Here is a 24927-nt window from a genome sequence, read left to right on the forward strand (position 1 = left end):
ACACACCGCGGCACCGCCGCGATGGATCCGGTCAGGCCGGGGCGGAGCCGCCCTGTGTGTCGATGACGGTGTGAAGCAACTCGACGATGCGCTCCTGACCGGCCGCGGTGAGGGCGAACTTGGACCGCATCTCGGCGAAGCCGTCTGTCATGTCCCGGCGCATGTCGACCATGTCTTGACGCATGGCGTTGAAGCTGGCGGTAGTGGCCTTGCGGAAGTCGCGGAGCTCTTCGCCGAGCTCGCCGACATCGCGGTCAGCGCCGCCGGCGAGCACGCGGGCCGCGGCGGCGTCCCGTTCGCTGGCACTGACTCGGCGGCGCAAGGCCTTCACCTGGCCCTCCAGCGCACTGACTCGTGGCTCAAGGTTCTCGGGCGGCATGGTGGCAGCGTACGCCGGGGCCAGGGGCCGGCAAGTCACCATGCTGACCTGACCGAACATTCTGGCGTGTTCGCGTGACTGGCATTTTCCTTAGAGATATGATGTGGTGTAGACCACGTTGGAAACATCGATGTGACATAGACCACAGGAGACACGGGCAATGACCACATTTCTGAGCGGTTTGGCTGCGACCGCTGCCACCGCGACCGTCGGCGCCGGGATGATGGGTCATGCCACCTTGGCGTTGTGTGTCGGTCTGGTGTCGGCTGCCTTCTTCGCCGGCCAAATCTGCTGATTCACGCCATAGCGCAGGCCTCAGCGGCGAGCCCCGGGGGCCAAACGCGTTTGTCGGAACTCCGGTGATGAAGTAGGGCACCGCCATGCGCTCCCGTCGGGCCATGCTGGCGCTGGTGGCCTCGGCCCTGCTGGTCATCGGACTAGTCGCGGCCCCGAACACGTCCTTCGAATACCGGCCGGAGTTTGTGGCCAACCCGGTCGACTACGTCGACACCCTGATCGGTACCGGAACCGGCGGCAAGATCGTCGGAGAGATCAATAACTTCCCGGGCGCCTCGGCGCCGTTCGGCATGGTGCAGTACTCACCCGACACCGTCGGCACCTACGCCGGATATGACCACGGTGTCGACCGTGCCACCGGCTTCAGCATGACGCACGCCTCGGTGGGCTGCGCGGCGTTCGGGGACATCTCGGTGCTGCCCACCACCACCGAGATCGGCTCGCAGCCATGGGAAGTCACCGAGAAGATCGCCCACGACCGCACCGAGATCGGCGAACCCGGCTACTACACCGTCGGCTTCCCCGAGACCGGTGTCACCGCTGAACTGACCGCCACCACTCGGACCGGCGTCGGCCGCTTCCGCTACCCGAGCACCGGCGGACCGGCGCTGTTGTATGTCCGCTCGGGCGCGTCGCTGGCGGGCAACTCCGCGGCGACCATCCAGATCGGAGACGACAACACCACCATCACCGGCATGGCGGCCAGCGGCGGGTTCTGCGGCAAGAACAACACATACACCGTGTATTTCGCGATGAAGTTCAACCGCCCGTTCACCGCCTACGGCACCTGGGACGGCTACACGGTGTATTCCGGCACCCGCAGCGCCTACTCCAGCTACCTCGGCAGCAGCGGTGGCTACGTGCAGTTTCCGCCCGGCTCGTCGATCGAGGTGCACACCGCGCTGTCCTACGTCAGCGTCGACGGAGCCCTGGCAAACCTGGCCGCCGAAGGTAACGCCGGTTTTGACGAGGTGCGCGCCGCATCGCACCGCGAGTGGAACACCGCGCTGGCACAGATCCGGGTGGCCGGCCGTGATCGCCGCGACCTGACAACGTTCTACACCGCGCTCTATCACGCTCTGCTGCACCCGAATACGTTCAACGACGTCGACGGGCGCTACCTCGGCTTCGACAATGCCGTCCATACCCTGCCTGACGGGCACACCCAGTACGCGAATTTCTCGGATTGGGACACCTATCGGGGACTGGCCGCTCTGCACGGGCTACTGGTGCCCCAGCGTGCCGCGGACATGGCCCAATCGCTGGTCAACGACGCCGAGCACACCGGGGCGTTTCCGCGGTGGGCACTGGCCAACGCCGCCACCGCCCAGATGACCGGCGACAGCGTGGTGCCGCTGATCGTGAATCTGTACGCCTTCGGCGCCCGAGAATTCGACACCCGCCGCGCGCTGCACTACATGGTCTCCGGCGCGACCACCGGCGGGGCCGGCCGCGACGGCTACGTCGAAAGGCCGGGCCTGGGCAGCTATCTCAAACGCGGCTACCTACCCCTGGTCGGGGACTCCTGCACCGGCCCGTCGATTCCCAGTGCTTCGATCACCTTGGAGTGGTCGGTTGACGACTTCGCCATCTCTCGATTCGCCGACGCGCTGGGCCAAACCGACACCGCCGCGCAATTCCAGCCGCGGGCGCAGTACTGGCAGAACCTGTTCAACCCCACCACCGGCTACCTCTCGCCCCGCGACGCGGCCGGATTCTTCCCGGACGGGCCGGGATATGTCGAGCCCGACCCGCACTGCTTCGGTCAGCTCGGATACGACGAGGGCAACGCCGAGCAATACCTCTGGTACGTGCCGCACAACGTCGCCGGACTGGTCACCGCGCTCGGCGGACGCCGGCCGGCGATCGACCGGCTCGATCGGTTCACCAAGAAACTCAACGTGGGCCCCAACCAGCCCTACCTGTGGGCCGGCAACGAGGTGGGTCTGGGGGTGCCGTGGTTGTACAACTATCTCGGGCAGCCGTGGAAGACCCAGCGACTGGTCGACCGGGTCCGCAGCGAACTGTTCGGCCCCACCCCCGATGGCGTACCCGGAAACGACGACCTCGGCGCGATGGCGAGCTGGTATGTCTGGGCGGCACTCGGCCTCTACCCGGCTATCCCGGGGACCGCGATCCTGACGGTCAATACCCCGCTGTTCGAAGCAGCCGAAATCGCTTTGGCGGGAGGCGAATCCATCCGAATCAGCGCCCCCGGCGCCTCCGGATGGCATCGCCTGCGCTATGTCGAGGCGCTGAAGCTTGACGGCCGGCTCACCGAGCAGACCTCGCTTCCCGAGTCCATCACCCGGACCGGCGGTGAGCTTGCCTTCACATTGTCACGCAAACCAGACACCGGATGGGGCAGCGCGGAATCCGAGGCACCGCCATCATTCGGCGCGGGCGGCCAGGCCGTGGCCGTCAACGTCTCACCGGCAATCACCGAGATCGCGCCCGGCGGCGCCACGACCGTGACGCTCGACGCGCAACGGCTCAGCAACGGGCGCGACGACTACATCATTACCGGCACGTCCGCCGACGCTGGGATTGCCGTGAAGCCGGCTTCCGGGCTGTTCGCCGCCGACGGATCCGCCCATCAGCACTTGGAGATCACGGTGGCCTCATCGGTGCCCGAAGGGCAGCATCGCCTGGCCCTGACGACCACCGTCGGGCATAGCACCCGCACGTTCACGATGCTGATCACCGTCGGCGGATAGCCCCCACTATCGTCGAGGCGATGAGCGTCGACGAGCGACTGGCAGCCCTCGAACAGATCGAGGCGATCAAAGCCCTCAAGCACCGCTACTTCCGGGCCTGCGATGCCAAAGACCCCGACACCTTCCGGGCCTGCTTCATCGCCCGCGGCGCCGACATTCATTACGGTCCTTTGGGTGGCTTCGACGACGCGGATCAGATCGCCGAGGTGTTCACCCGGATCGCGTTGCACAAGGTCGACGGCAAACCGGTGATCCTAGACATGCATCACGGCATGCACCCCGACATCGCCATCACCGGCCCCGGCACGGCCACCGGCCATTGGACGCTGAAGTTTCGTCAGCTCAATATGATTGAGCGCACCGAACGCCTGCTGACCGGGGAGTACGACGACGACTACGTGATCGAGGACGGGGTCTGGAAGATGTCCCGCAGCCACTTCCGCCCGCTCTGGGTGATCACCCGCCCGCTCGGCGACGACGCAGTCGTGGAGGCCTGAGATGAGCACCCGGATCGCCTTGGTCACCGGCGCCAGCCGCAGCGTCGGCAAGGGCATCGCGCTGGCGCTCGGCTCGCAGGGCTGGACCGTCTATGTCACCGCGCGCGGCGAAGTCGGCGTCGACGGCCCGCTCGACGCGACGGCCGAAGCCGTCACCGAGCGCGGCGGGCGCGGCATTCCCGTGCAGTGTGACCACCGCGACGACGCGCAGATCGCCGCGCTGTTCGCGCGCATCGCCGACGAGTGCGGCGGCCGGCTGGATCTGCTGGTCAACAACGTCTGGGCGGCGCCCAAGGGGTTCGCCGGGTTCACCGAGAAGTTCTGGCAGCGCCCACTGTCGGACTGGGACACCCTGATCGGGGTGGGCCTGCGTGCACACTATGTGGCGTCGGTGCACGCCGCGCAGCTGATGGTGCCGCGCGGTGCCGGCCTGATCGCCAACATCTCCTCGTTCGGGGCACGCGGGCACCTGCACTCGGTGCTCTACGGCATGTCCAAGGCCGGGCTGGACAAGATGGCCGCCGACATGGCCGTCGAACTGACCGGCACCGGGGTGAGCGCGGTATCGCTGTGGCCTGGCCTGGTGAAAAACGAAGTCATGCAAGGCTTCATGGCTCGCGGCCTGGACAACTTCCAGGGCTTTCCGCTGGCCAACGCCGAAACCCCGGAGTTCATCGGCCGCGTCGTCGCCGCCCTAGCGGATGACCCCCAACTCGGTGCCCGCAGCGGACACACGTTGATCACCGCCGAGACCGCGCTGGATTACGGCATCACCGACCTCGAAGGAAACCAGCCGGACTCGCACCGGAGTCTGTTCGGCGGCGGCCCACTGTACTGACCGGCTACCACGCGCTCGGCGCGTAATCCTTGAGGAAGCAGCCGTACAAATCCTCGCCGGCTTCCCCGCGCACGATCGGGTCGTAAACCCGGGCGGCGCCGTCGACCAGGTCCAACGGGGCGTGGAACCCCTCCTCAGCCAGGCGCAGCTTGGTGGGATGCGGGCGCTCATCGGTGATCCAGCCGGTGTCCACCGCGGTCATCAGGATCCCGTCGTTCTCCAGCATTTCCTCCGCACTGGTGCGAGTGAGCATGTTCAGGGCGGCCTTGGCCATGTTGGTGTGCGGATGGCCCGGACCCTTGTAGCGGCGGCTGAACTGGCCCTCCATCGCCGACACATTCACCACGTACTTGCGCCGCGCCGTGGCCGCCGCCATGGCCGGACGCAGCCGGCTGACCAGGATGAACGGTGCGGTCTGGTTGCACAGCTGCACCTCGAGCAGCTCCAGGGCGTCGACCTCGTGCACCCGCTGGGTCCAGCTGTTCACCGCGGCGGTGTCGGGCAACAGCCCACCCGCATCGATCGCGGTGCCCGCGGCGATCCGCTCGGGGGAGGCGCTGCGGGCGGTCAGGGCCAATTCGGTCAGCGCGTGCGGCTGCTGGTGCTCGGCCAGGCTGCCGGCCAGGGCCGCGGGGTGCGCGTCGCTGACATGGTCGAAGGTGATGACGTCGACCAGCTCGCCTGCGGGGGTGCGCTCGGCCTCGACCAGGGCGGCATACGAGCCGGGTGCGCGCCGCACCGTCTGCGCCGCGTTATTGATCAGGATGTCCAACGGGCCCTGGCTGGCGACCGTATCGGCGAGCGCGACCACCTGGGCCGGGTCGCGCAGGTCGATGCCCACCACCTGCAGCCGGTGCAGCCAGTCGGCGTGATCGGGCATGGCGGCGAAGCGGCGCACGGCATCGTTGGGAAAACGGGTGGTGATAGTGGTGTGCGCGCCGTCGCGCAGCAGCCGCAGCGCGATGTACATGCCGATCTTGGCGCGCCCGCCGGTGAGCAGGGCGCGTCGGCCGGTGAGGTCGGTGCGAGCGTCACGCTTGGCCCGGCTCAGGGTGGCGCAGTCCGGACACAGTTGGTGATAGAACGCGTCTACTTGCGTGTAGTGGGTTTTGCAGATGTAGCAGGCCCGCGAGCGCAGCAGGGTTCCCGCCGATGCCCCGAGGGTGGCGGACACCAGTGGAATGCCCTGCGTCTCGTCGTCGATACGGCCCGGCGCTCCGGTGGCCGTGGCAGCAATGACAGCCTGGTCAGCGGCGGCCACCGCGTCGCGCTTGGCGCTCCGGCGGGCTTTTTTGACCGCCTTGAACATCCGCGCGGTGGCTCGGCGCACCGCGACGGCGTCGGGGTGCTCGGGCGGCAGCGAGTCGATCTCGGACAACACCTGCAGGCAGGTCGCGAGTTTCTCCGGGTCGATGGCGGTCACGCCTGGTAAGGGTACGGCCCGCAACCCGGGAACAGGATCCGGAGCGGACAACGCCGCCAGATCATGAGGTACGCTGACGACCGCCGCGAATGCGGAACTCAAGTTCCGTTCAAAAGTTGGGACCTGATCCACCCGAACGACCGAGAGGCATGCGCACGGTGATTCGCCTGATGAAGCGCTTCTGGATCCCGCTACTGCTGGTGGTGGTGGTGGCACTGGGCGGCTATGCGATTGCCCGCATCCGTGAGTCGATGGGCCATCAGGGCCCGAATCTGGCCGAGGGCTCGGGAATCACCGAGAACTTCAATCCGAAGCACATCACCTACGAGGTCACCGGGACGGGCGGGACCGCGAATCTCAACTACCTCGACGAGAACGGTCAACCGCATCTGATCGAAAACGCCACGCTTCCTTGGTCGTTCACGATCGTTACGACGCTGCCGTCGATGTCGGCGAACATCTTGGCTCAGGGTGAACGCGACGTCAGTGACCTTCGGTGTCGAGTGACCGTCGACGGCGAGATACGCGATGACCGGGCGAGCAACGACACCATCAAACCGTTCATCTACTGCTTGGTGAAATCCGTATGAGTAACGCGCAGATAGAATCCCACCGCCCTTTCCTTGGGCACCTGGTCCGGATCTTGTCGGTGCCGATCATCTTGTTCTGGGTGTTCCTCGTCGTCCTCTTGGGCGCCGTGGTCCCCTCACTGGGCGAGGTCGCGGCCGACCGGTCTGTCCCGATCAGCCCTACAGGCGCACCGTCGTATAAGGCGATGCTCAATATCGGCAAGGTGTTTGAGCAGTACGATTCGGACTCCACAGCGATGGTCGTGCTGGAGAGCGACCAGCAGGTCGGCGAGGCCGCGCACAAGTACTACGACGAAATCGTCGCCAAACTCAACGCCGACCACGAGCACGTGCAGAACGTTCAGGACTTCTGGAGTGATCCGCTGACCGCGGCGGGCTCGCAGAGTGTGGACGGTAAGTCCGCCTACGTGCAGATCTTCCTCAACGGCTCGCAGGGCACCACCGCCAGCCACGAGTCGGTAGCAGCGGTGCGTGACATCGTGGCTTCGGTGACCCCGCCGCCGGGTGTCAAGGCTTACGTCGCGGGTAACACGGTCCTTAATGCCGACACCCGTGTGGCGGGGCACCAAAGCATGCACAAGCTGGAGTTGTTGTCTGTCGTCATCATCATCGTGATGCTGCTCGTCATTTACCGCTCCGTGGTGACGATGCTGGTGTCCATGGTTGTGATCGGGCTGGGACTCTTTGCCGCAATGGGTGTTACAGCCGCAGCCGGCAACCTGAACATCATCGGTTTGACCCCGTATGCGGTGAGCATGGTGACCATGCTGTCCATTGCCGCGGTAACGGATTACCTGATCTTTCTGCTCGGCCGATATCACGAGGAGAGATCGAAAGGTCTCGATCACGAAGAGGCGTTCTATGTCGCCTACAATGGCGTCTCGCACGTGATCCTGGGGTCCGGGTTAACCATCGTGGGCGCCTTGATGTGCCTCACCATGACGACGCTGCCCTACTTCAAAACCATGGGTCCGCCCTGCGCGATCGCGGTTGGGGTCATCATCGTCGTGGCACTCACGTTGGCCCCGGCTGTCCTGACGGTGGCATCGAAGTTCGGACTGCTCGACCCCAAGCACAAGGTGATCTCCTCGCCGGGTTGGCGCAAGGTCGGTACCTCCGTGGTGCGCTGGCCCGTTCCGATCGTCTTGGTGACCAGCGCGGTCGCCGTCATCGGCTTCGTCGCCCTGACGACGTATGTGCCGCAGTACAACGATCAGAAGTTCACGCCACCCGATATGCCCGCCAACCAGGCGATGGCTGTCGCGGACCGGCATTTCTCCCAGGCCCGGATGAACCCCGAACTGTTGATGCTTGAGACCGATCATGACCTGCGCACCCCGGCGGACATGCTGGTGATCGAGAAGGTCGCCAAGAGCGTCTTTCGGATGCGGGGCATCGATCGGGTGCAGACCATCACCCGGCCACTGGGGGCGCCGATCGAGCACAGCTCGATCCCGTTTTTGCTCGGCGCGCAGAACGCCGGCACCCTGCAGGCCGCCAAGTTCAACAACGACAACTCGGCGCAGCTGCTCGAACAGGCCGACGAGATGAGCACGACCATCGCCAACATGGAACGCATGTACGACATTACCAAGCATATGACCGAAATCACGCACAGCATGGTCAGCACGACCCACGACATGGCGGACACCACCGATCAATTGCGGGACCACATCGCCGATTTCGATGATTTCTTCCGGGTGTTCCGCAACTATTTCTACTGGGAGCCGCACTGCTACGACATCCCGATCTGCAACTCACTGCGATCGATCTTCGACACCATGGACGGCATCGACCAACTCGACGAAAAGATACAAGCGCTAACCGTCGACATGGACCGGCTGGATAAGACGCTGCCGCAGATGTTGCCGGTTCTGCAGAACACCATCGACTCGATGACCAGGATGCGCGACTTCATGATCGCGACCCACAGCACCATGGCCGGCACCCAGGCTCAACAGCAGGAATTGGCCAAGGGGGAGACGCAGATCGGTCTGTATTTCGATCAGGCGAAGAACGATGATTTCTTCTACCTGCCGCCGGATGTGTTCGACAATCCCGACTTCAAGCGCGGGATCAAGATGTTCATGTCGCCGGATCACAAGTCGGTCCGGATGATCATCACCCACCAGGGCGATCCGGCTTCAGTGGAGGGCATCGCACATGTGCGGGATCTCAAGGGCGTTGTCGCTGATGCCCTCAAGGGCACCCCGCTGGCCAGCGCGAAGGTCTCGCTCGCCGGAACCGCATCGTTGTACTCCGATATGCAGGACGGCGTCGTCACCGACCTGATGATCGTGCTCATCGCATCGCTGATCTTGATCTTCGCGATCATGCTGATCATCACCCGCAGCGTGGTGGCCGCCCTGGTGATCGTCGGCACCGTAGCCGCATCCTTGGGTACTGCGTGCGGTTTATCGGTGCTGCTCTGGCAGGACATCCTGGGCTTGGGCGTGCAGTGGATCGTGATCCCGCTGTCGATGGTGATCCTGCTGGCGGTGGGTTCGGACTACAACCTGCTGGTGGTCTCGCGCTTCAAGGAAGAGATACATGCCGGGCTCAACACGGGCATCATCCGCGGCATGGGGGCCACCGGACGGGTCGTCACCGCAGCCGGCCTGGTGTTCGCCTTCACAATGATGGCGATGATCGTCAGTGACCTGCGCGTGGTCGGCCAGCTCGGCATGACCATCGGCATCGGCCTGATCATCGATACGCTGATCGTGCGGTCGTTCATGACGCCGTCGATCGCTGCGGCGCTGGGCCGCTGGTTCTGGTGGCCGCTGAACACCTTTGAGATCACGAGGCAAGGTCGCAGCGGACCCGGACCTCAGCCGGTCGAAGACAATACCGCGCCCCTTCCGACCGTCAGCGGGTGAGTGAGGGTGACGGCAGGCGCCGAATCGAAACTGCGCCGACGCACCGACGGGCGGCTGGACCCGTCGCGTGACCCCTGGTCGTCGAACGCCGATTAACGATTCTCGCGAGATCGCAAATACAATCGCTGGCGCAATGACCGAGATCTCCGCCGAAGCGGGCCGCCGCAGGACCTTCGCTGTTATCAGCCACCCCGACGCCGGCAAATCCACCTTGACCGAGGCTCTGGTGCTGCATGCCAAGGCCATCACCGAGGCCGGCGCGGTACACGGCAAGTCCGGGCGTCGTGCCACCGTGTCGGACTGGATGGAGATGGAGAAAGCCCGCGGCATCTCCATCACCTCGACCGCCCTGCAGTTCCCGTACCGCACCGCCACGGGGCAGGACTGCGTCATCAACCTGCTCGACACCCCCGGCCACGCCGACTTCTCCGAAGACACCTACCGGGTGCTGACCGCCGTGGACTCCGCGGTCATGCTGATCGATGCCGCGAAAGGCCTTGAGCCGCAAACCCTCAAGCTGTTCCAGGTGTGCCGCCATCGCCGGATCCCAATCATCACCGTGATCAACAAGTGGGACCGACCGGGCCGGCACGCCCTGGAACTGATGGACGAGATCCACACTCGTATTGGGCTACGTCCCACCCCGCTGACCTGGCCGGTCGGCATCGCCGGAGAATTCGACGGAGTGCTCGATCGCCGATCCGGAAATTTCATCCGGTTCACCCGTACCGCCGGCGGTGCCACCGCGGCGCCCGAGGAGCACATCGCCGCGGCAGACGCCCCCGCTGCGGCCGGGGCTGACTGGGACACCGCGGTCGAAGAGTGCGAGCTGCTGTCCGCCGACGGATCCGACTTCGACCGCGAGGCGTTTCTGGACTGCACGGCCACGCCGGTGCTGTTCACCTCGGCGGCGTTGAACTTCGGCGTGAACCAGCTCCTCGACGTGCTCACCGAGTTGGCGCCGCCGCCCGGCGGGGCACTCGACGTCGACGGCGGCCGGCGCGCCACCGACGCACCGTTCAGCGCCTTCGTGTTCAAGGTGCAGGCCGGCATGGACTCCGCCCACCGCGATCGCATCGCTTTCGCCCGGGTGTACTCGGGAACCTTCGAGCGCGGCGACGTGCTGACCCACGCCGCGACCGGCAAGCCCTTTGTCACCAAGTACGCCCAGGCGGTGTTCGGTCAGCAGCGCTCCACCTTGGACACCGCCTGGCCCGGTGACGTGATTGGGCTGGCCAACGCTGCCGCCCTGCGTCCGGGAGACACGCTGTATTGCGATGTCCCCGTGCAGTATCCGCCGATCCCGAGCTTCTCGCCCGAGCATTTTTCCGTGGCGCGCAACGTCGATCCCAGCAAGCACAAGCAGTTCCGCCGCGGTATCGAACAGTTGGACCAAGAGGGCGTCGTGCAGGTGCTGGTCTCCGATCGCCGCGGTGAGCAGGCGCCGGTGCTGGCCGCGGTCGGTCCGATGCAGTTCGAGGTGGCCGCTCACCGTATGGCCAGCGAAATGGGCGCGCCGATCACGCTGGAACCGCTGCCGTATCAGGTCGCGCGGATCGTAGACGACGCCGACGTCGATTTCGTCAGCAAACAGTCGCTGGCGGAGGTCTTGACCCGCACCGACGGCGTGCACCTGGTCCTGTTCTCCAACGCGTGGCGGCTGCAGGGTTTCCAGCGCGACAACCCCGACGTGCAGCTACGGTCCTTGGTGGCCGCGGAGGGGTAGCTCGGCCGCTAGGTGCGCAACCGCACCATGCGCGTCGTCGAACTCTCGTCGAGCTCCACCAGGTCAGAATAGGACCGCAGAAAATCGCTGAATGACTTGTACCCCAGCGCTTTCTCGCTGAACGACGGATCCATTCGCTTCATCTGTGCCTTGACCGACGAGTTGTGCAGCCACTCGACGTCGTCCTTCTCCAGGCCGATCTTCAGGGCGCGGATGAGCAGCCCGGTGGCGGTGTCCTGCGGATCCGGTTGGGGCGGCTCCTCGGGCTCCTCCTTGGCCTGGCGGGTGCGCCGCTTAGGCTCGGCGCCTGCGTCGGCGGCGGGCGGCGCGGGCTCGAACACCGGTATGCCGGGCAGCGCGTCGTAGCTGACGAAGTCGTCGCAGGCCGCGGCCAGTGCGCGACTCGTCGAGCCGGCCACCCCGATCCCGACGACGTAGCGGCCCAAGCGTTTACAGCGCTGCGCCAGCGGGATGTAGTCGGAGTCGCCGGCCACGATCACCACATGGGTCAGATCCGGCAGCCGGAACATGTCCTCGACCGCGTCGACCGCCAACCGAATGTCGGCACCGTTCTTGCCATAGGCGGCCGCCGGGAACAACTGCACTAGATCGACAGCCCGCCCCACCAGCTGTGCGCGGTAGCCGGTGTTGACCTCCGCCGACCAGTCGGCGTACGCGCGGGTGAGCACCAGCGTCCCGAACGACGAGGCGAAGTCGATGATCGCTCCGACGTCGACGGTGGCCCGTGCCAACCGATCCGGGTTTTTGGCCAGGCCCTTGGACTTGTCCTTCTGGAACGAACTCCGTCCGTTGATCTGGTCGTAGCGGGAGATCACGATGTTGTCGAAGTCGAGGTAGACCGCGACCCGGGTATCGCCGGATTCCGTCATGGCTACAGTGTGGCGCACCAGCGGCCCCATCCCTAATGGGTTGGGGCGATTTGTCGCTCAAAGGCGGGCAACGGTCGACATGGTCCGGGCCGGCGACGCACCTAAGCGGCTTTGTACCACCGCGGAATCAACTCGGGGGCCAGCAGCGGGTTCTTCCCATCGAAGCCGTGCGGGTCGCCGCATGGTTGCGCATCAGCCGTCGCGTGACGATCACCAGCGGGGCGATCACGGCAGCCTGTCATCGACCCGGGGACCTGGTCGGCAGGCCGACCGCGTCGGCGGCGTCGAGCAAGCGTTGGTCGTAGGCGACAAATGCCGTCAGCCTGGCGCCGAAAACCGTGTGACCGGTCGCCAAGTGAACAGCATCCAGGGATCGCAGCATCGGGTCGAGCAAGGCTGCAGCGGCGGCACGCACGGTCTCATCGACCTCGTACCGCGATACCCGGGCGAGCAATCCGGGTACGTCGGGCAGCCGGGCTGGGTCCACTCGCCGAACAGCGCGAGGCAGTTCGACCTCGATCAACGCTGACGACACCCACGGTGCGGGCGCGTTGGCGTCGAGCCAGTCGGCGAGCGCACCGGACTCCGGCTCAGAGTGGATCAGCTTCACCAGGGCCGAGGTGTCCAGATACAGCATCAGTAGCGCTCGTCGTCCCGCATCTCGCGCAGCAACTCACCAGCCTCATAGTCGGTGAGTACCGGCCCGGAGGGACGAGGCGCCGGCCCGCGAACCGTTGCCGGACGGAGCTGTCCCGACTGGATCATCTCGCTCAGCGGATCGTCCTGGGCCGGTACCAGGCGGGCGATCACCGCTCCCCGTTCGGTGATCTCAAGCTGCTCGCCCCGCTTGACGCGCGCGAGGACACCAGCGGTGTTCTGGTTCAGCTCGCGCACCGGGACCTCGGACATGGGATCAATGGTACTACTATTTTGTAGTACATATGTCGGCGTTCTCATGCCTCCCGTAGGCGCAGCGACAGCCCGGACGCCCGCACCACCCGGCGGCCCAGCGCGGCCCGCACCGACGCCTCCGATCCCACCACCCGCACCTTGGTCTTGGCCCGCGTCACCGCGGTGTAGAACAACTCCCGGGTCAACAGCCGCGACTCGACGGGCGGCATCAGCACCGTGACCTCGCCGGCCTGGCTGCCCTGGCTCTTGTGGATCGTCATCGCGTACATGGTCTCGACCTCGGCGAGCCGGCTGGTGGCGAACTCCAGCGGCCCGGACGCCGTCGAGATCACCGCACGCAACCCCTCGTTGCGCACCACCACCGCGCCGGTATCGCCGTTGCGCAGCCCGAGTCCGTAGTCATTGGTGGTCACCAGCAACGGTCGGCCGGCATACCACTCGGTCCACATCGGATCACCGGTCTGCTCGGCCACCCACCGGCGGATCTGTTGGTTCCAATGCCGCACGCCTTGCGGGCCTTCCCGGTGCGCACACAGCAACCGGTGCTCGTCCAACGTCGTCGCCGCCGCTGCGGCATCACCGAGCAATGCGGCCTGGCGCACCGCCAACGCGTGGGGCACCACCAGTGCGGCCAACCGCTCGGCCACGTCCGCCGCGTGGTCGGTGTCGATCCACTCCACGTGGTCACCGCCGGCGGCCAGCAGCGCAATCGCCCGGTCGGCGTCGCCGTCGCGGATCGCCGCTGCCAGTGCGCCGATCGACTCGCCGAACCGGCGCGAGGTCCGCAGCGTCGCCACCCGGGTGTCCGGCCGCGCCGCCAGCCCGTCCACCAGATCGGCCAGCACCGCACCGGCTTCCACCGACGCCAGCTGGTCGGCGTCGCCCACCAGAATCAGCCGGGCATCCGGGCGCATCGCCTCCAACAGCCGGATCACATCGTGCGGCAGCCGGTTGGCCCGGTGGTGGCGGAACCGCACCGAGCTGTCCGGCCGCGAACCCAGCAGGGTGTGCAGCGTGGTCGCACCCAACCCGGCCAGCCGCGCCTGATCCACCGGCTCCAGCTCGGCCACCTCCGCGGCGACCGCCTCGGTCAGCCGGGCCGCGGCCTTACCGGTCGGGGCGGCCAACGCGATCCGCAGCCCGGGCGTGCCTGACCGTTCGGCGTGCTCGGCCAACAGCGCCAGCAGTCGCGCCACCGTGGTGGTCTTGCCGGTGCCCGGGCCGCCGGTGAGCACCGTAACCGGCTGTGACAGCGCGATTTCGGCGGCAGCACGCTGCTCGTCGAACGTGCCGGGTGGAAAAAGTCGCTCGAACGCGGGCAGCTCCGCCGGCACCGTCCCGGGCGCCGACAACGCCAGCAGGTCCGTGCAGACCTGCTCCTCCTCGCGCCAATACCGGTCCAGGTAGAGCAATCGGCCGTCATAAAGCCGTAGCACCTGCGCCTGCACCAACTGGCTGGCGCGCACCGCCGTCAGCCAAGCCCCCGGCTCCGGCCAGGACACCTGGGCATCGTCGGTGTCGGCGGCCACCGAGGACAGATCCAGGCAGACCGACCCGTGCCGCAACGCCCGCACGGTCAGTGCCAACGCCAAGCCCACCGTCTGGTCGGGTTCACCACTTAGCTCCGTGATGCGTTGGGCGGCATGTACGTCGGCGGCGTCCAGCACGCCGGCCTGATTGAAGTCCCGTAACAGCCCGGTGGCGCCGGTGGCCCCCCGCCACTCCAACAACTCGCTCATGCCGCCCGCCTTGCGTGCAACAGGTCGGACAACGCCACCACCAATGCGGTGGGTGGCCGCCAGTCGAACACCCCGGCCCGGTGGCCATCCACCACGGGGGTGTCCGGTCCGCACATCCCGCGCACGAACAGATACAGCACGCCGCCCAGATGCTGCTCGGGGTCGTACCCGGGCAGCCGCCACCGCAGGAAGCGGTGCAGCACCGCGGTATACAGCAGCGCCTGCAGTGGATAGTCCGAATGCAGCATGGCGGCGGTAAGCCGATCGAAGCCGTAGTCGGCGGCAGTGTCGCCGAGCCGGTTGGTCTTGTAGTCGACCACCAGAAAGCGCTGCTCCGGCACCCGCAGCACCACGTCGATCGAGCCGGACAGATATCCGCGCAGCGGCTGGCCGCCCAGCGCCTCGGTGGCCAGCCGGTCGGCATACGGGGCGAACGGGTCGTCGGCGGGCAGGTGCTCACGCAACAGCGTCCCGACCTCGGCCAGCCGCACATCGGGCGCTACGCCGCGAACGTCCCCGCCGGCCAGCGGGATCTCGAAATCCAGCTCCCGCAACCGGTCCCGGGTGCCGATCTCGCGCAGGGTCAGCCCGCCGGCCAGCGGCCCCAGCGGGGTGTCGTGCATGGGAATCAGTGCCGCGGCCAGCGCGGCAGGCTCGGCATCGACGGACCACCAAGCGGCGTGTTGGCGTACCTGGCCTTCCAGCTCGGCCGCCAAGTCGGGGGCGAACGGATCGGCGGTCTCCAGCCCGGCGTGCCCCAGCGAGCCGAACGCCGCCCCGGGGGGCGGCTCGGCCATCGGCGAGACCAGATCCGCGCCGACCGGCGGCGCCGCCACTGCCACGGGCACGTCGTCGGCCTCGTCGTCGCGGGCATTCAGTTCCGGTTCGCTGTGCACCCCGGAAACCCCGTCCGCTCCGGGCCCTGCGCTTTCTGAGGCATGCCGGATCAGCCCCGAATATGAGGTGCGCCGCCAGCCAGTGTCGATGTGCCGGTGGAAGTGCCGTGCTTCCAAGTCATCCGGAGGCCCCGCCGGGGCGACCGGGGCCAACGGGGCGATCACCGAATCCTCGATGACCAGACCGCCGGCGGCCTCCCACTCCCGAAAGCAGCTCAGGGCTTCCTCATCGGATGGTTTGGGCTCGCAGCGATCCGGCACCGGCGCCTCGCCGCGGCGCCGGCCCCGCAGCAGCCGGGACAGGCCGCCATTGGGTTCGTCGTAGGAGGCCGCCCACCACGCCACCACCTGCGACTGCGCGCGGGTCAGCGCCACATAGGCGAGCCGAATGTCGTTGCGGGCGGCCTCGGTCAGGCTCAGCCGTTGCACCTCGGTGTGGTCGGAGCTGTCCGGTCCACCGACATGCCGACAGCGGACGCCGGCTTCGTGGTACAGCGGGATGGCCTCGTCGAACATGTGCCGGTTGAACGCGAACGGCAGGTACACGATCGGGAACTGCAAGCCCTTGGAGCCCCACACCGTCAGGATCTGCACGGCGGCAGCGTCGGAGTCCAGCCGACGGTTGTGCTGCCCGCTGCCGTTGCCTTCCGTGCACTGGCGGCGCAACCAATCCCGCAACGCCGGCAGGCCCAGCCGGTCGCGGTGCGCGGCCTCATGCAGCAGCTGCGCCACATGCGCCAGATCGGTCATGGTGCGTTCCCCGCCGTACTCGCCGAGCAGGCGGCGCCCAAGGCCGGCCAACTGCGCCGCCTCGAATACCGCCGCCGGCCCGTGAAGCCGTAGCTCATCGGCCCAGTCCCGCAAGGTCGACGCCACGGCGTCGGTCAACGCGTCACCACCGGCGGCCAGCGCCGCGGCGGTATGGCCGAAGAACACCGTCGCCGCGGCGGCCCGCACCAGCCCACCGCGGTGGGTTGCTTCGAACGCCTCCAGCAGGCACAGCCAGTCGGCGGCCGCAGCGGAGGAGAACACGTCGGCGTCGCCGGTGAACACCGCGGGAATCCCGGCTCGCAGCAAGGCTTCTTGGCAGGCGGCGGCGTCCCTGCTGTTCTCGACGATCACCGCGACGTCGCCGGGGCTGATCGGCCGGCCGTCGAAGGTCGCGCCGCTGGCCCGCAAGGCGGCGACGTCGGCGGCCAGATCATCGGGGATATGGCGGCGCAGCTTGGGCATCGGGGCGACCCGGTCTGCGCTGACGCCGAAGGTCGCGCGGCCGACCACCCGTAGCCGGAACGGGGCGGTGCTGGGCGCACCGGCCAGCCGGGTCCCACCGACCGCGGCCTGCACGTCGTGGACCACGATCTGCGGATCCCCCAGCGCCGCACCGCCCATCACCGTCTGCAGCGCATCGACCAGCCCCGAGTCGCTGCGCCAGTTCACCGCCAGGGTGCGCCGCTGCCCGGCGGTGCGGGCCGCCTGCAGATAGGTGTAGATGTCGCCGCCGCGGAAGCCGTAGATCGCCTGCTTAGGGTCCCCGATCAGCACCACCGCCGAATGCCCGACGAAGCCGCGTTCGATCACCTGCCACTGGATCGGGTCGGTGTCTTGGAACTCGTCGACCATCACGATCGGCCAGCGCTGCCGCATCCGTTCGCGGGCCGGGGAGCTCTCGGGTTTCAGCGCTTCGGCCAGCCGGCGCAGCAGGTCGTCGTATCCCAGCACGCCGAGCCGGCGTTTGCGCAGTTCCAACTCGGTGCAGACCGCGTCGACGAATCGCAGCCGCACCTCGGCCACCGTGCCGGGTTCGGGATCCTGCGGGCGCAGTTGGGCATACGGATCGGAGACCACCACCCGCGCGAGTTTGAGTGCGTCGGTGTAACTCAGTGCCACCTCGTCGCGCTGCGTCCCGAACTTCGCCAGGTACAGGTCGTCGACGACCTGGGTCACCAGGTCGTCAAGGCTTTCCACCAACTCGACGCCGGCGCTGGTGTCACCGGCGATGCCCAGTGATTTGAGCACCAGATGACAGAACTGGTGGGTGGTGGCGATGGTCGCGGCATCGAAGCCCGCCAGCGCATCACGCAAGCGGCGCCGGCGCAGCTCCCGCTCGTCGGCGCCGCCGCTACACAGATGCGCGACAAGGTCATTGGGCTCTTGATTGCTGGCGCCGTCGAGCGCGGCCAAGGTCTCCACCAGTTGGCGGCGTACCCGGTCTCGCAGTTCCCGGGTGGCGGCGCGGCTGAAGGTGATCAGCAGCATCTCGTCCAGCGTGGCGTGCCCCTCGGCCAGATAACGGGTCACCAGACCGGCCAGTGTGAATGTCTTGCCGGTGCCGGCGCTGGCCTCCAGCACCGTGGTGGTGCCGCGGTCCGGCAGCGGGCCCAGCAGATCGAAGCGTTCCATCAGCGCCCTCGCCTCTCCGCGCGCAGCAGTGGCAGCCACAGCCGGGCCGCCAGCGCGCCCAGTCGGGTGTCCTCGCCGTCGATCTCCTCACCCGGACGCGGCGGCCCCTGCAGCACGTCGAACGATGCGCGGGGGCCCCAGACCCGGACGCTCGCGGGTTCGGCGTCCTCGCCGGGGTAGCGCTGGCTGGTCCACTTGCTGCTCGCATACCAGACCGGGTCGCGGCCATCGTGGCGCTTCTCGGCCCACGCGAACGACGTCTTGATCGGCAGCGGCAGCGGCTCGCAGCGCCCGATGTCATAGAGCCACAACAGCTGCCGCAACGTCTCGACCGGGTTGGGGGGCGGCCCGAACACCCGCTGCAGGGCGCGTTCGCCGTCGCGGGCCCGGCCGATGCAGCGCGCGGTCCATTCGACGCCGGGACGCTGGGCAGCCAGCGCCACCAGCGGAATCCAGGCCTGCAACAAATGGGTGTCCCGCAGCTTGGAGTAGTTGACCGACACCGTGGTCGCATCGAACACCGGGGTGACGGTGCCGGTCAGCCGCCGCCCGCCGCCGAGATCCAGATCGACGTCGTAGGTCGCCGGAGTGCCGTGGCGATGCTCAAGCGCCGCGGCCGCCAATCCCGCGACCCGGTCCCGGATCTGTTTGGCGGTGCGCCAGCCCAGTTGCCCCGGCGGCAGGCTGCCGCGCCGCCACTCGGCCGCGATGGCATTGGCAGGGTCGGTGCCCAGCAGCATGTCGTGCAGCATGCGATTGCCGACCGCCCATTCACCCAGCGCATCGATCTCGACGGGCATCCCGTCCTCGACCTCGTCGACCTCCCACGGCAGCGTGTAGTTCAGCGCACTGAAAAAACCCTTGACCGGGTCCTTGAAGAACTTCAGCAGGTCGACGAGCGCAACGTCTCCCGGTGGGGGCGGCGGCAGCGGGTCGGTGATGAACTGCGGTGCGGCACGGCGGGTTCCGGCGGCGGTTCTGGCGGCCAGCGGCACGGTCGGATCGAAGGTGAACGGCACGTCGGGGATCAACCGGCCCGGTTCGACGCATCTGACGTCGAACGGCTGCAGCGGATGCTCCACCACCAGGTGCTCGCGTACCGCCTCGGGCGTGGTCTGATCCAGGGCGTCGATCAACTCGGCCAACGGGACCGCGGGCGGGCGGGGGTGACCGCTGTGTTCATCGGCGCCGGTGTAGGTGATCACCAGCTTGTCGGTGGCCGCGGTGATCGCATCGAGCAGCAATTGCCGGTCCTCAGAACGGATGTCACGTTCCCCGGTCATCGGGCGCCGCGCCAGCACGTCGTCGCCGTCGGGCAGGTCCAGCCGGGGGAACACCCCGTCGTCCACACCCAGCAGGCACACCACCCGGTGTGGCACCGACCGCATTGGCACCATGGTGCACACCGTCAGCGTGCCGGTGCGGAAGTTGGCCCGGGTCGGGCGCCCGGCCAGGTGCCCGGCCATCAGCACGCGCACATCGGGCAGTCGCAGTGCGGTGTCGCTGCGGGCCGCGGCGTCGTCGAGCACTTGTGTCAACTCCCGCTGCAGATGCGCGCCCTGCCAGGCTTCGGTGCCGGCATCGGCCAGTTCGGCGACCCCGTCGCGCAGCGCGGTGATCCATTGTGCCAGCGGGCGGGTGCCGTCCAGCTTGTCGACCGCCGACTGCAACCGGGCGACGAACTCCGCCAGTTTCCCGGCCAGCTCCACCTGACTGCTGCCGACGTCGTCGAGGGGCAACGCGGTATCGAGCCAGGCCTGCGAATCATCGGACATCGCCACCCCGGTCAGGATGCGGTCCAGGCCGAATCGCCAGGTGTTGTGCACGACGTGGGACAGCCCGTAGCGCTCGCGGGTGTGCGGATCAAAACCCCAACGGATGTTGGCGGTGCGCACCCAGGTGGTGATCTGGGCCAGGTCGTTGTCGGTGAAGCCGAACCGCGCCCGCACCGGGTCGGTGTGGGCGAGGTTGAGCACGGCGGTGGCGGGGGCGCGCGGGTGATCTCCAGAAGTTCGGCGGCCACCGCCAGTAGCGGATTGGTCTGGGTCAATGCCCGGTCGGCGAGCTGCACCCGCAACCGGTGCGCCGGGTGGGTATCACCGGCCAGCTCGCCCAGACCGAAATCGGCGACGATCAACGGCGCATAGGTTTCGATGTCGGGGCACATGACCACGATGTCGCGGGGCTCCAGCGTCGGATCGTCGTGCAGCAGCCCCAGCAGGACTTCGCGCAGCACGTCGACCTGCCGGGCCGGGCTGTGGCAGCTGTGCACCTGCACCGAACGGTCGGATACGGCGAAGCTGCGGCCTTTGGGGCGCAGCGCGTTGGCACTCAGATCGGATTGCAACCAACCCAAGAGCGTGTCCGGTCGCGTTGCGGCACGCAGGTATTCGTCGCTGTCGGGTACAGCGGGCAGACCGCGCTGCAGCTCACGCAGATCGCGGCCCAGGGTCTCCAGCAACGGATGGCGTGCGCGGTGCCGGGTCTCGTCTTCGGTGCGCGGAATTGCACCGTGGACGTCGTCGAGCGAGCGCCACAGCGCATCGGACGGGTGCGGCAACCACAGGTGCAGGTCGTGATGGGCTGCCAGGGCCTCCAGCAGTTCGATATCGGTGCAGGCCAAGCGGGTATGCCCGAACAACGACAGCCGGGTCGGCAGCGTCTCGGTCGGCGCCCGGCGCAGTCGCGCGACCGTGTCGCGGTGCCGAACGTGCGGGGGATCGATACCGATGGCAGCCACCAGCGCCCGCCACAGCGGCGGCTGCCAACCCAGGTCGTCGTGCAACGCCGCACCGGCACCGTCGGCGATCTCGCCGGCGCTCCAGTCGATGAGCAGCTGCGGCCGCTGCCGGGCGTAGGAGGCGAACAAGCCGGCCAGCCGGCGCGCTACCGCATAACGCCGGCCGCGACGCAGCTCACCTTCCGGGCTGGGGTCGGCGTGGCCCAAATGCTTTGCCAGCGTGGTGCACCAGGGCGCATCGAGGTTCGCGTCAATCACCGCCAGCAGCGGCCAGGTCATGGCATCTGGGGACCATGGATCGTCGTCGCCGGCGCCGGTGATCTCGGCGATCAGCGAGATCGGGTTGCGAAACTCCACGCCCGCACACACCCCGTCGCCGTCGGGACCGGCGCCCAACACGTGCGACAGCCGCTGGGACAGCCAGCGCTCCACCCCGCGCGCCGGCACCAACACCAGCTCGGGGGCGAACGGGTCGCCCGGCGACGTCGCCAACAGCGCACCGAGGCCGTCGGCGAGGACGTCGGTGCGCTCGGCGCGGTGCAGGTGCAGTCCCATCGCGGCCACCATAAACCGCGTTGCCGACATCGCACCCTCGTAGGCTGGGACGGGTGAAAGCGGTCAGCTGTAGTAACGCGCAACTCGAGGTCGTCGACCTACCGACTCCGATCCCGGCTAAAGGCCAGCTCCTCATCGATGTGCTGCGGTGCGGCATCTGCGGATCTGATTTGCACGCCCGCCAGCACTGCGACGAGGTTGCCGAGGTCATGGCCCTGACCGGATACGACGGCTTCATGCGCTCGGATCAGCATGTGGTGTTGGGGCATGAAGTCTGCGGCGAAGTGCTCGACCATGGTCCGCGCACCCGCAAGGCGCCGCGCCCCGGAACCCGGGTGGTCGCCCTACCGCTGTTGCGGCGCGGCGACGCTGTCCATGCGGTCGGGTTGTCGGAATCGGCGCCGGGAGGCTATGCCGAGCAGATGCTCGTCGAGCAGTCGCTGGCGCTGCCGGTTCCCAACGGATTGTCGACCGATGCGGCCGCCCTCACTGAGCCGATGTCGGTCGCCTGGCATGCCGTGCGGCGCGGCGAGGTGCGCAAGCGCGACGTGGCGATCGTGATCGGCTGCGGACCGATCGGCCTGGCGGTGGTGTGCATGCTCAAAGCCCGCGGCGTACGCACGGTGATCGCCAGCGACTTCTCGCCCGGCCGGCGCGCGCTGGCCACCCGATGCGGCGCCGACATCGTCGTGGACCCGGAGCAGGACTCGCCCTACGCTGCGGCGGCGGGCCACGGCCACCTGGAGAAGGCACCGGATGCGCTGGGCCTGGCGGTGGGCACCGTCGAGAAGCTGTACAAGGCGCGGCTGCCCTGGTGGCACGTCTGGCGGGCCGCCGAAGCCGTCGGAGCCGCCACACCCAAACGCCCGGTGATCTTCGAGTGCGTCGGGGTACCGGGCGTCATCGACAGCATCATCGCCGGGGCTCCACTGTTCTCCCGCGTCGTGGTGGTCGGGGTCTGCATGGGGGCCGACACGATCCGACCGGCGATCGCGATCAACAAGGAGACCGATCTTCGGTTCGTCTTGGGTTACACGCCAATGGAATTCCGTGACACCCTGCACATGATCGCCGAGGGCAAAGTCGACGTCTCGCCGCTGATCACCGGCACGGTCGGACTGGGCGGGGTGGGAGGCGCGTTCGAGGCGCTGGCTGACCCGGCTAAGCATGCCAAGATCCTGATCGATCCCAAGAGCCCGGTGCAGGAGGTCCAGGAGTGACGGCGGATATCAAGCGCATCGCGATCAGCACCGGTGGCGGTGACGCACCGGGCCTCAACGCCGTGATCTATGCCGCCACCCTGGCCGGCCGAAGCCGCGGTTGGGACGTGGTCGGGATCCGCGACGGCTACAACGGGCTGCTGCTGGGTGAGGACTACCCCGACGGCGGGTTGATCGAGCTGACCCGTGACCGGGTGCGCGGCATCATCCACCAGGGCGGCACCATCCTGGGCAGCACCAACCGTGGCAACCCGATCGCCTACCCGGTGCAGCAGCCCGACGGCAGCTGGATCGAACAGGACCGTACCGACGAGCTGCTCAAGCGCATCGCCCGGCATGAGATCGACGCGTTGATCACCGTCGGCGGCGACGGCTCCCTGGCGATCGGCAACCACCTGCACGAGGCCGGGCTGCGGCTGGTCGGGGTACCCAAGACCATCGACAACGACCTGGAGGGCACCGCGGCGACATTCGGCTTTGACAGCGCCGTCGATTTCGCCTCGGAGTGCATCGATCGGTTGTTCTCCACCGCGACTTCGCACAGCCGGATCATCGTGGTGGAGGTGATGGGCCGCTACGCCGGCTGGATCGCGCTGCACGCTGGGCTGGCGTCCGGGGTGCATGCCATCTTGCTCCCGGAGATCCCGTATCGGCTGGAGCCGGTGGCCGCGCTGATCAATGAACGCGCACAACGCGGTTCGACGTACTCGATTGTCTGCGTCGCCGAAGGCGCCAAACCGGTGGATGGCGAACTCACCGTGGCGGGCAAGGCGGTGGGCCAGGCCGAACGCCTGGGCGGCGTCGGCGCGAAGGTCGCCGCCGAACTCGAGGCGCTCACCGGGCGGGAGTCGCGTGCCGTGGTGCTCGGGCACCTGTTGCGCGGCGGTTCGCCGACGTCGGTGGACCGGCTGCTGGGGCTGCGGTTCGGCGCCGCCGCGGTGCGGGCCCTCGACGAGGGGCACAGCGGGGTGATGGTGGCGCTCAACCCGCCGACGGTGGACTATGTGCCGTTGGCCCAGGCCACTCGCCAGCAGAAAATCGTTCCGCTGGACTGTGATTCGATCCAGACCGCACGCGACTTGGGTATCAGGTTCGGCGATGAGGAGGTTAAGCATGGCTGAGTCGGCGAAGCATCGGGGCGACTACGGCATCGACGGATCATTTCACCGGGTACCGCTCGGCGGGCAGCTCGCCACCCTGGCGATCGGGTGCGCGGTGCTGGCGATCTACGGCGGTATCGCCCTGGCCCGCGGTCCGCAGTGGGCCGGCGCGGCGGCATTGGTCCTTGACGCCGGCATCCTGGCCCAGGTCGGGCTGTATTGGCATGCGACGCGGTCCGGCAAGTTCGCTGTCTGGGTCGACATTCTCGACGGGTTGCGGCTGCGCGGCGACGAAACAGTGCTGGACATGGGGTGCGGGCGAGGTGCGGTGTTGTGCGCCGCGGCCAAGCGGCTGCCCCACGGTCGAGCGATCGGAGTGGACCTGTGGCAGGCCGACCAGACCGACAACTCCGCTGATGCCACCCTGGCCAACGCAGCACTGGAAGGCGTCGCCGACCGGATCGAGGTGCGCACCGGTGATATGACCGCACTGCCGCTGGCCGACGCCAGCGTCGACGTGGTGGTGTCCAACCTGGCGATCCACAACATCGGGTCGCGCGAGGGCCGCCGGCGTGCGCTGGCCGAGGCGGCTCGGGTGCTGCGGCCCGGCGGCCGGTTGGTCATCGCCGACCTGTGGGAGATCCGCAACCACGCCGCCCAACTGCGTGAAATCGGTTGGCATGACGTGACGTGGCACAACCTGGGCTGGCGGATGTGGTACGGCGGGCCCTGGGCGGCGACCCGCCTGGTCACCGGTACGAAGCCGAGCTGAGCGCCGGGCTCGGTCACGTCCGTCTCAGGCGTCACACGTGGGCGGCGATGTGGTGTGTGCCCGGCTCTGAGCGACAAGTTTGGTTATGTCAGGCCGTGGCGACCCGGGTGGGAATTGGGCGCCGACAAGTCGAACATGAGTTGACATAACCAAAGTTGTCGCTCAGAGCGGGCATGGGGCTTCGCCCCGATGTGGGGAATGAAAATCGCGGGCCGGTGCGGGTGGGGTTGCGTGGTTGCGTTCGTCGTGGTCCGGGTTGACGCTTAAGAGGTGTTTCGGCGACCCCGTCCCGCCTTGTTGCCGTCGAGTACGTCTCTAGAGCGTGGGGCTGGAGGGCATCCCTTTGCGGTTGTG

17 protein-coding genes and 1 pseudogene are annotated in these 24927 nt (G+C 67.7%); 10 read left to right on the top strand and 8 right to left on the bottom strand.

Annotation, left to right across the window (positions count from 1 at the left end):
- Window positions 1-31: 31 nt before the first annotated feature.
- Entirely contained in the window at window positions 32-379 is a 348-nt protein-coding gene (locus tag BN4346_RS24720; protein ID WP_067967570.1) for a hypothetical protein, read from the bottom strand.
- A gap of 160 nt (window positions 380-539) precedes the next feature.
- On the opposite strand from BN4346_RS24720, the gene BN4346_RS49430 reads away from it, so the two are divergent.
- The 4 genes from BN4346_RS49430 (at window position 540) to BN4346_RS24735 (ending at window position 4728) form a co-directional block, all read left to right on the top strand.
- Window positions 540-674, top strand: coding sequence for a hypothetical protein (locus BN4346_RS49430; protein WP_268811455.1), 135 nt, complete (start codon window positions 540-542; stop codon window positions 672-674).
- Window positions 675-759: 85 nt separating this feature from the next.
- A complete protein-coding gene (locus BN4346_RS24725) occupies window positions 760-3393 on the top strand; it encodes a GH92 family glycosyl hydrolase (RefSeq protein ID WP_067967069.1) in 2634 nt (877 codons plus the stop codon).
- 20 nt (window positions 3394-3413) lie between these two features.
- Window positions 3414-3890 (top strand): nuclear transport factor 2 family protein, encoded by a 477-nt coding sequence (locus tag BN4346_RS24730; protein WP_067967075.1) that lies wholly within the window; start codon window positions 3414-3416, stop codon window positions 3888-3890.
- A 1-nt stretch (window position 3891) separates the two neighbouring features.
- Window positions 3892-4728, top strand: a complete 837-nt coding sequence (locus BN4346_RS24735; RefSeq protein WP_067967078.1) for an SDR family NAD(P)-dependent oxidoreductase — start codon at window positions 3892-3894, stop codon at window positions 4726-4728.
- A gap of 4 nt (window positions 4729-4732) precedes the next feature.
- Here BN4346_RS24735 and BN4346_RS24740 read toward each other — a convergent pair whose 3' ends face one another.
- Window positions 4733-6151 carry an SDR family oxidoreductase gene (locus tag BN4346_RS24740; RefSeq protein WP_067967081.1) on the bottom strand — a complete coding sequence of 473 codons (1419 nt, stop codon included), beginning with the start codon at window positions 6149-6151 and terminating at the stop codon, window positions 4733-4735.
- A gap of 158 nt (window positions 6152-6309) precedes the next feature.
- Between BN4346_RS24740 and BN4346_RS24745 the strand changes: the two genes are divergently transcribed.
- From BN4346_RS24745 to BN4346_RS24755, 3 genes are all read left to right on the top strand, one after another.
- Entirely contained in the window at window positions 6310-6741 is a 432-nt protein-coding gene (locus BN4346_RS24745; protein ID WP_208863273.1) for an MmpS family transport accessory protein, read from the top strand.
- Window positions 6738-9620, top strand: a complete 2883-nt coding sequence (locus BN4346_RS24750) for an MMPL/RND family transporter (RefSeq protein WP_067967085.1) — start codon at window positions 6738-6740, stop codon at window positions 9618-9620. The genes BN4346_RS24745 and BN4346_RS24750 overlap by 4 nt, the downstream gene beginning before the upstream one ends.
- 133 nt (window positions 9621-9753) lie before the next feature.
- Entirely contained in the window at window positions 9754-11346 is a 1593-nt protein-coding gene (locus BN4346_RS24755; RefSeq protein ID WP_067967088.1) for a peptide chain release factor 3, read from the top strand.
- 8 nt (window positions 11347-11354) lie between these two features.
- Here BN4346_RS24755 and BN4346_RS24760 read toward each other — a convergent pair whose 3' ends face one another.
- The 6 genes and pseudogenes from BN4346_RS24760 to recC form a co-directional block, all read right to left on the bottom strand.
- Window positions 11355-12236: an NYN domain-containing protein gene (locus BN4346_RS24760; protein ID WP_067967573.1), complete on the bottom strand. Its 882-nt coding sequence runs from the start codon at window positions 12234-12236 to the stop codon at window positions 11355-11357.
- A gap of 238 nt (window positions 12237-12474) precedes the next feature.
- A complete protein-coding gene (locus tag BN4346_RS24765) occupies window positions 12475-12873 on the bottom strand; it encodes a type II toxin-antitoxin system VapC family toxin (protein ID WP_067967091.1) in 399 nt (132 codons plus the stop codon).
- Window positions 12873-13145, bottom strand: coding sequence for a type II toxin-antitoxin system Phd/YefM family antitoxin (locus tag BN4346_RS24770; RefSeq protein WP_067967093.1), 273 nt, complete (start codon window positions 13143-13145; stop codon window positions 12873-12875). The genes BN4346_RS24765 and BN4346_RS24770 overlap by 1 nt, the downstream gene beginning before the upstream one ends.
- Before the next feature lie 44 nt (window positions 13146-13189).
- On the bottom strand, window positions 13190-14887 hold the full coding sequence (recD, locus tag BN4346_RS24775; RefSeq protein WP_067967096.1) for an exodeoxyribonuclease V subunit alpha: 1698 nt from the start codon (window positions 14885-14887) through the stop codon (window positions 13190-13192).
- Window positions 14884-18186 carry an exodeoxyribonuclease V subunit beta gene (recB, locus tag BN4346_RS24780; protein ID WP_067967099.1) on the bottom strand — a complete coding sequence of 1101 codons (3303 nt, stop codon included), beginning with the start codon at window positions 18184-18186 and terminating at the stop codon, window positions 14884-14886. Before recB ends, recD begins: the two co-directional genes overlap by 4 nt.
- Window positions 18186-21481 (bottom strand): annotated as a pseudogene (recC, locus tag BN4346_RS24785) (exodeoxyribonuclease V subunit gamma). The gene recB and the pseudogene recC overlap by 1 nt, the downstream one beginning before the upstream one ends.
- 53 nt (window positions 21482-21534) lie before the next feature.
- Between recC and BN4346_RS24790 the strand changes: the two are divergent.
- From BN4346_RS24790 to BN4346_RS24800, 3 genes are read left to right on the top strand one after another with little or no spacing between them, the layout of a single operon-like run.
- Entirely contained in the window at window positions 21535-22701 is a 1167-nt protein-coding gene (locus BN4346_RS24790; protein WP_067967101.1) for a zinc-binding dehydrogenase, read from the top strand.
- A complete protein-coding gene (locus BN4346_RS24795) occupies window positions 22698-23822 on the top strand; it encodes a 6-phosphofructokinase (RefSeq protein WP_067967103.1) in 1125 nt (374 codons plus the stop codon). Before BN4346_RS24790 ends, BN4346_RS24795 begins: the two co-directional genes overlap by 4 nt.
- A complete protein-coding gene (locus BN4346_RS24800) occupies window positions 23815-24573 on the top strand; it encodes a class I SAM-dependent methyltransferase (RefSeq protein WP_067967104.1) in 759 nt (252 codons plus the stop codon). The genes BN4346_RS24795 and BN4346_RS24800 overlap by 8 nt, the downstream gene beginning before the upstream one ends.
- The last annotated feature ends 354 nt before the right edge of the window (window positions 24574-24927 follow it).

Source organism: Mycolicibacter icosiumassiliensis, assembly GCF_900078685.2.
Taxonomy (GTDB): Bacteria; Actinomycetota; Actinomycetes; order Mycobacteriales; family Mycobacteriaceae; genus Mycobacterium; species Mycobacterium icosiumassiliensis.

Coding starts and splice junctions, on each gene's coding strand:
- BN4346_RS24750 (WP_067967085.1), top strand. CDS start 6,738: ATGAGTAACGCGCAGATAGAATCCCACCGCCCTTTCCTTGGGCACCTG.
- BN4346_RS24760 (WP_067967573.1), bottom strand. CDS start 12,236: ATGACGGAATCCGGCGATACCCGGGTCGCGGTCTACCTCGACTTCGAC.
- recB (WP_067967099.1), bottom strand. CDS start 18,186: ATGGAACGCTTCGATCTGCTGGGCCCGCTGCCGGACCGCGGCACCACC.
- BN4346_RS24725 (WP_067967069.1), top strand. CDS start 760: ATGCGCTCCCGTCGGGCCATGCTGGCGCTGGTGGCCTCGGCCCTGCTG.
- BN4346_RS24735 (WP_067967078.1), top strand. CDS start 3,892: ATGAGCACCCGGATCGCCTTGGTCACCGGCGCCAGCCGCAGCGTCGGC.
- BN4346_RS24730 (WP_067967075.1), top strand. CDS start 3,414: ATGAGCGTCGACGAGCGACTGGCAGCCCTCGAACAGATCGAGGCGATC.
- BN4346_RS24770 (WP_067967093.1), bottom strand. CDS start 13,145: ATGTCCGAGGTCCCGGTGCGCGAGCTGAACCAGAACACCGCTGGTGTC.
- recD (WP_067967096.1), bottom strand. CDS start 14,887: ATGAGCGAGTTGTTGGAGTGGCGGGGGGCCACCGGCGCCACCGGGCTG.
- BN4346_RS24720 (WP_067967570.1), bottom strand. CDS start 379: ATGCCGCCCGAGAACCTTGAGCCACGAGTCAGTGCGCTGGAGGGCCAG.
- BN4346_RS24755 (WP_067967088.1), top strand. CDS start 9,754: ATGACCGAGATCTCCGCCGAAGCGGGCCGCCGCAGGACCTTCGCTGTT.
- BN4346_RS24800 (WP_067967104.1), top strand. CDS start 23,815: ATGGCTGAGTCGGCGAAGCATCGGGGCGACTACGGCATCGACGGATCA.
- BN4346_RS49430 (WP_268811455.1), top strand. CDS start 540: ATGACCACATTTCTGAGCGGTTTGGCTGCGACCGCTGCCACCGCGACC.
- BN4346_RS24765 (WP_067967091.1), bottom strand. CDS start 12,873: ATGCTGTATCTGGACACCTCGGCCCTGGTGAAGCTGATCCACTCTGAG.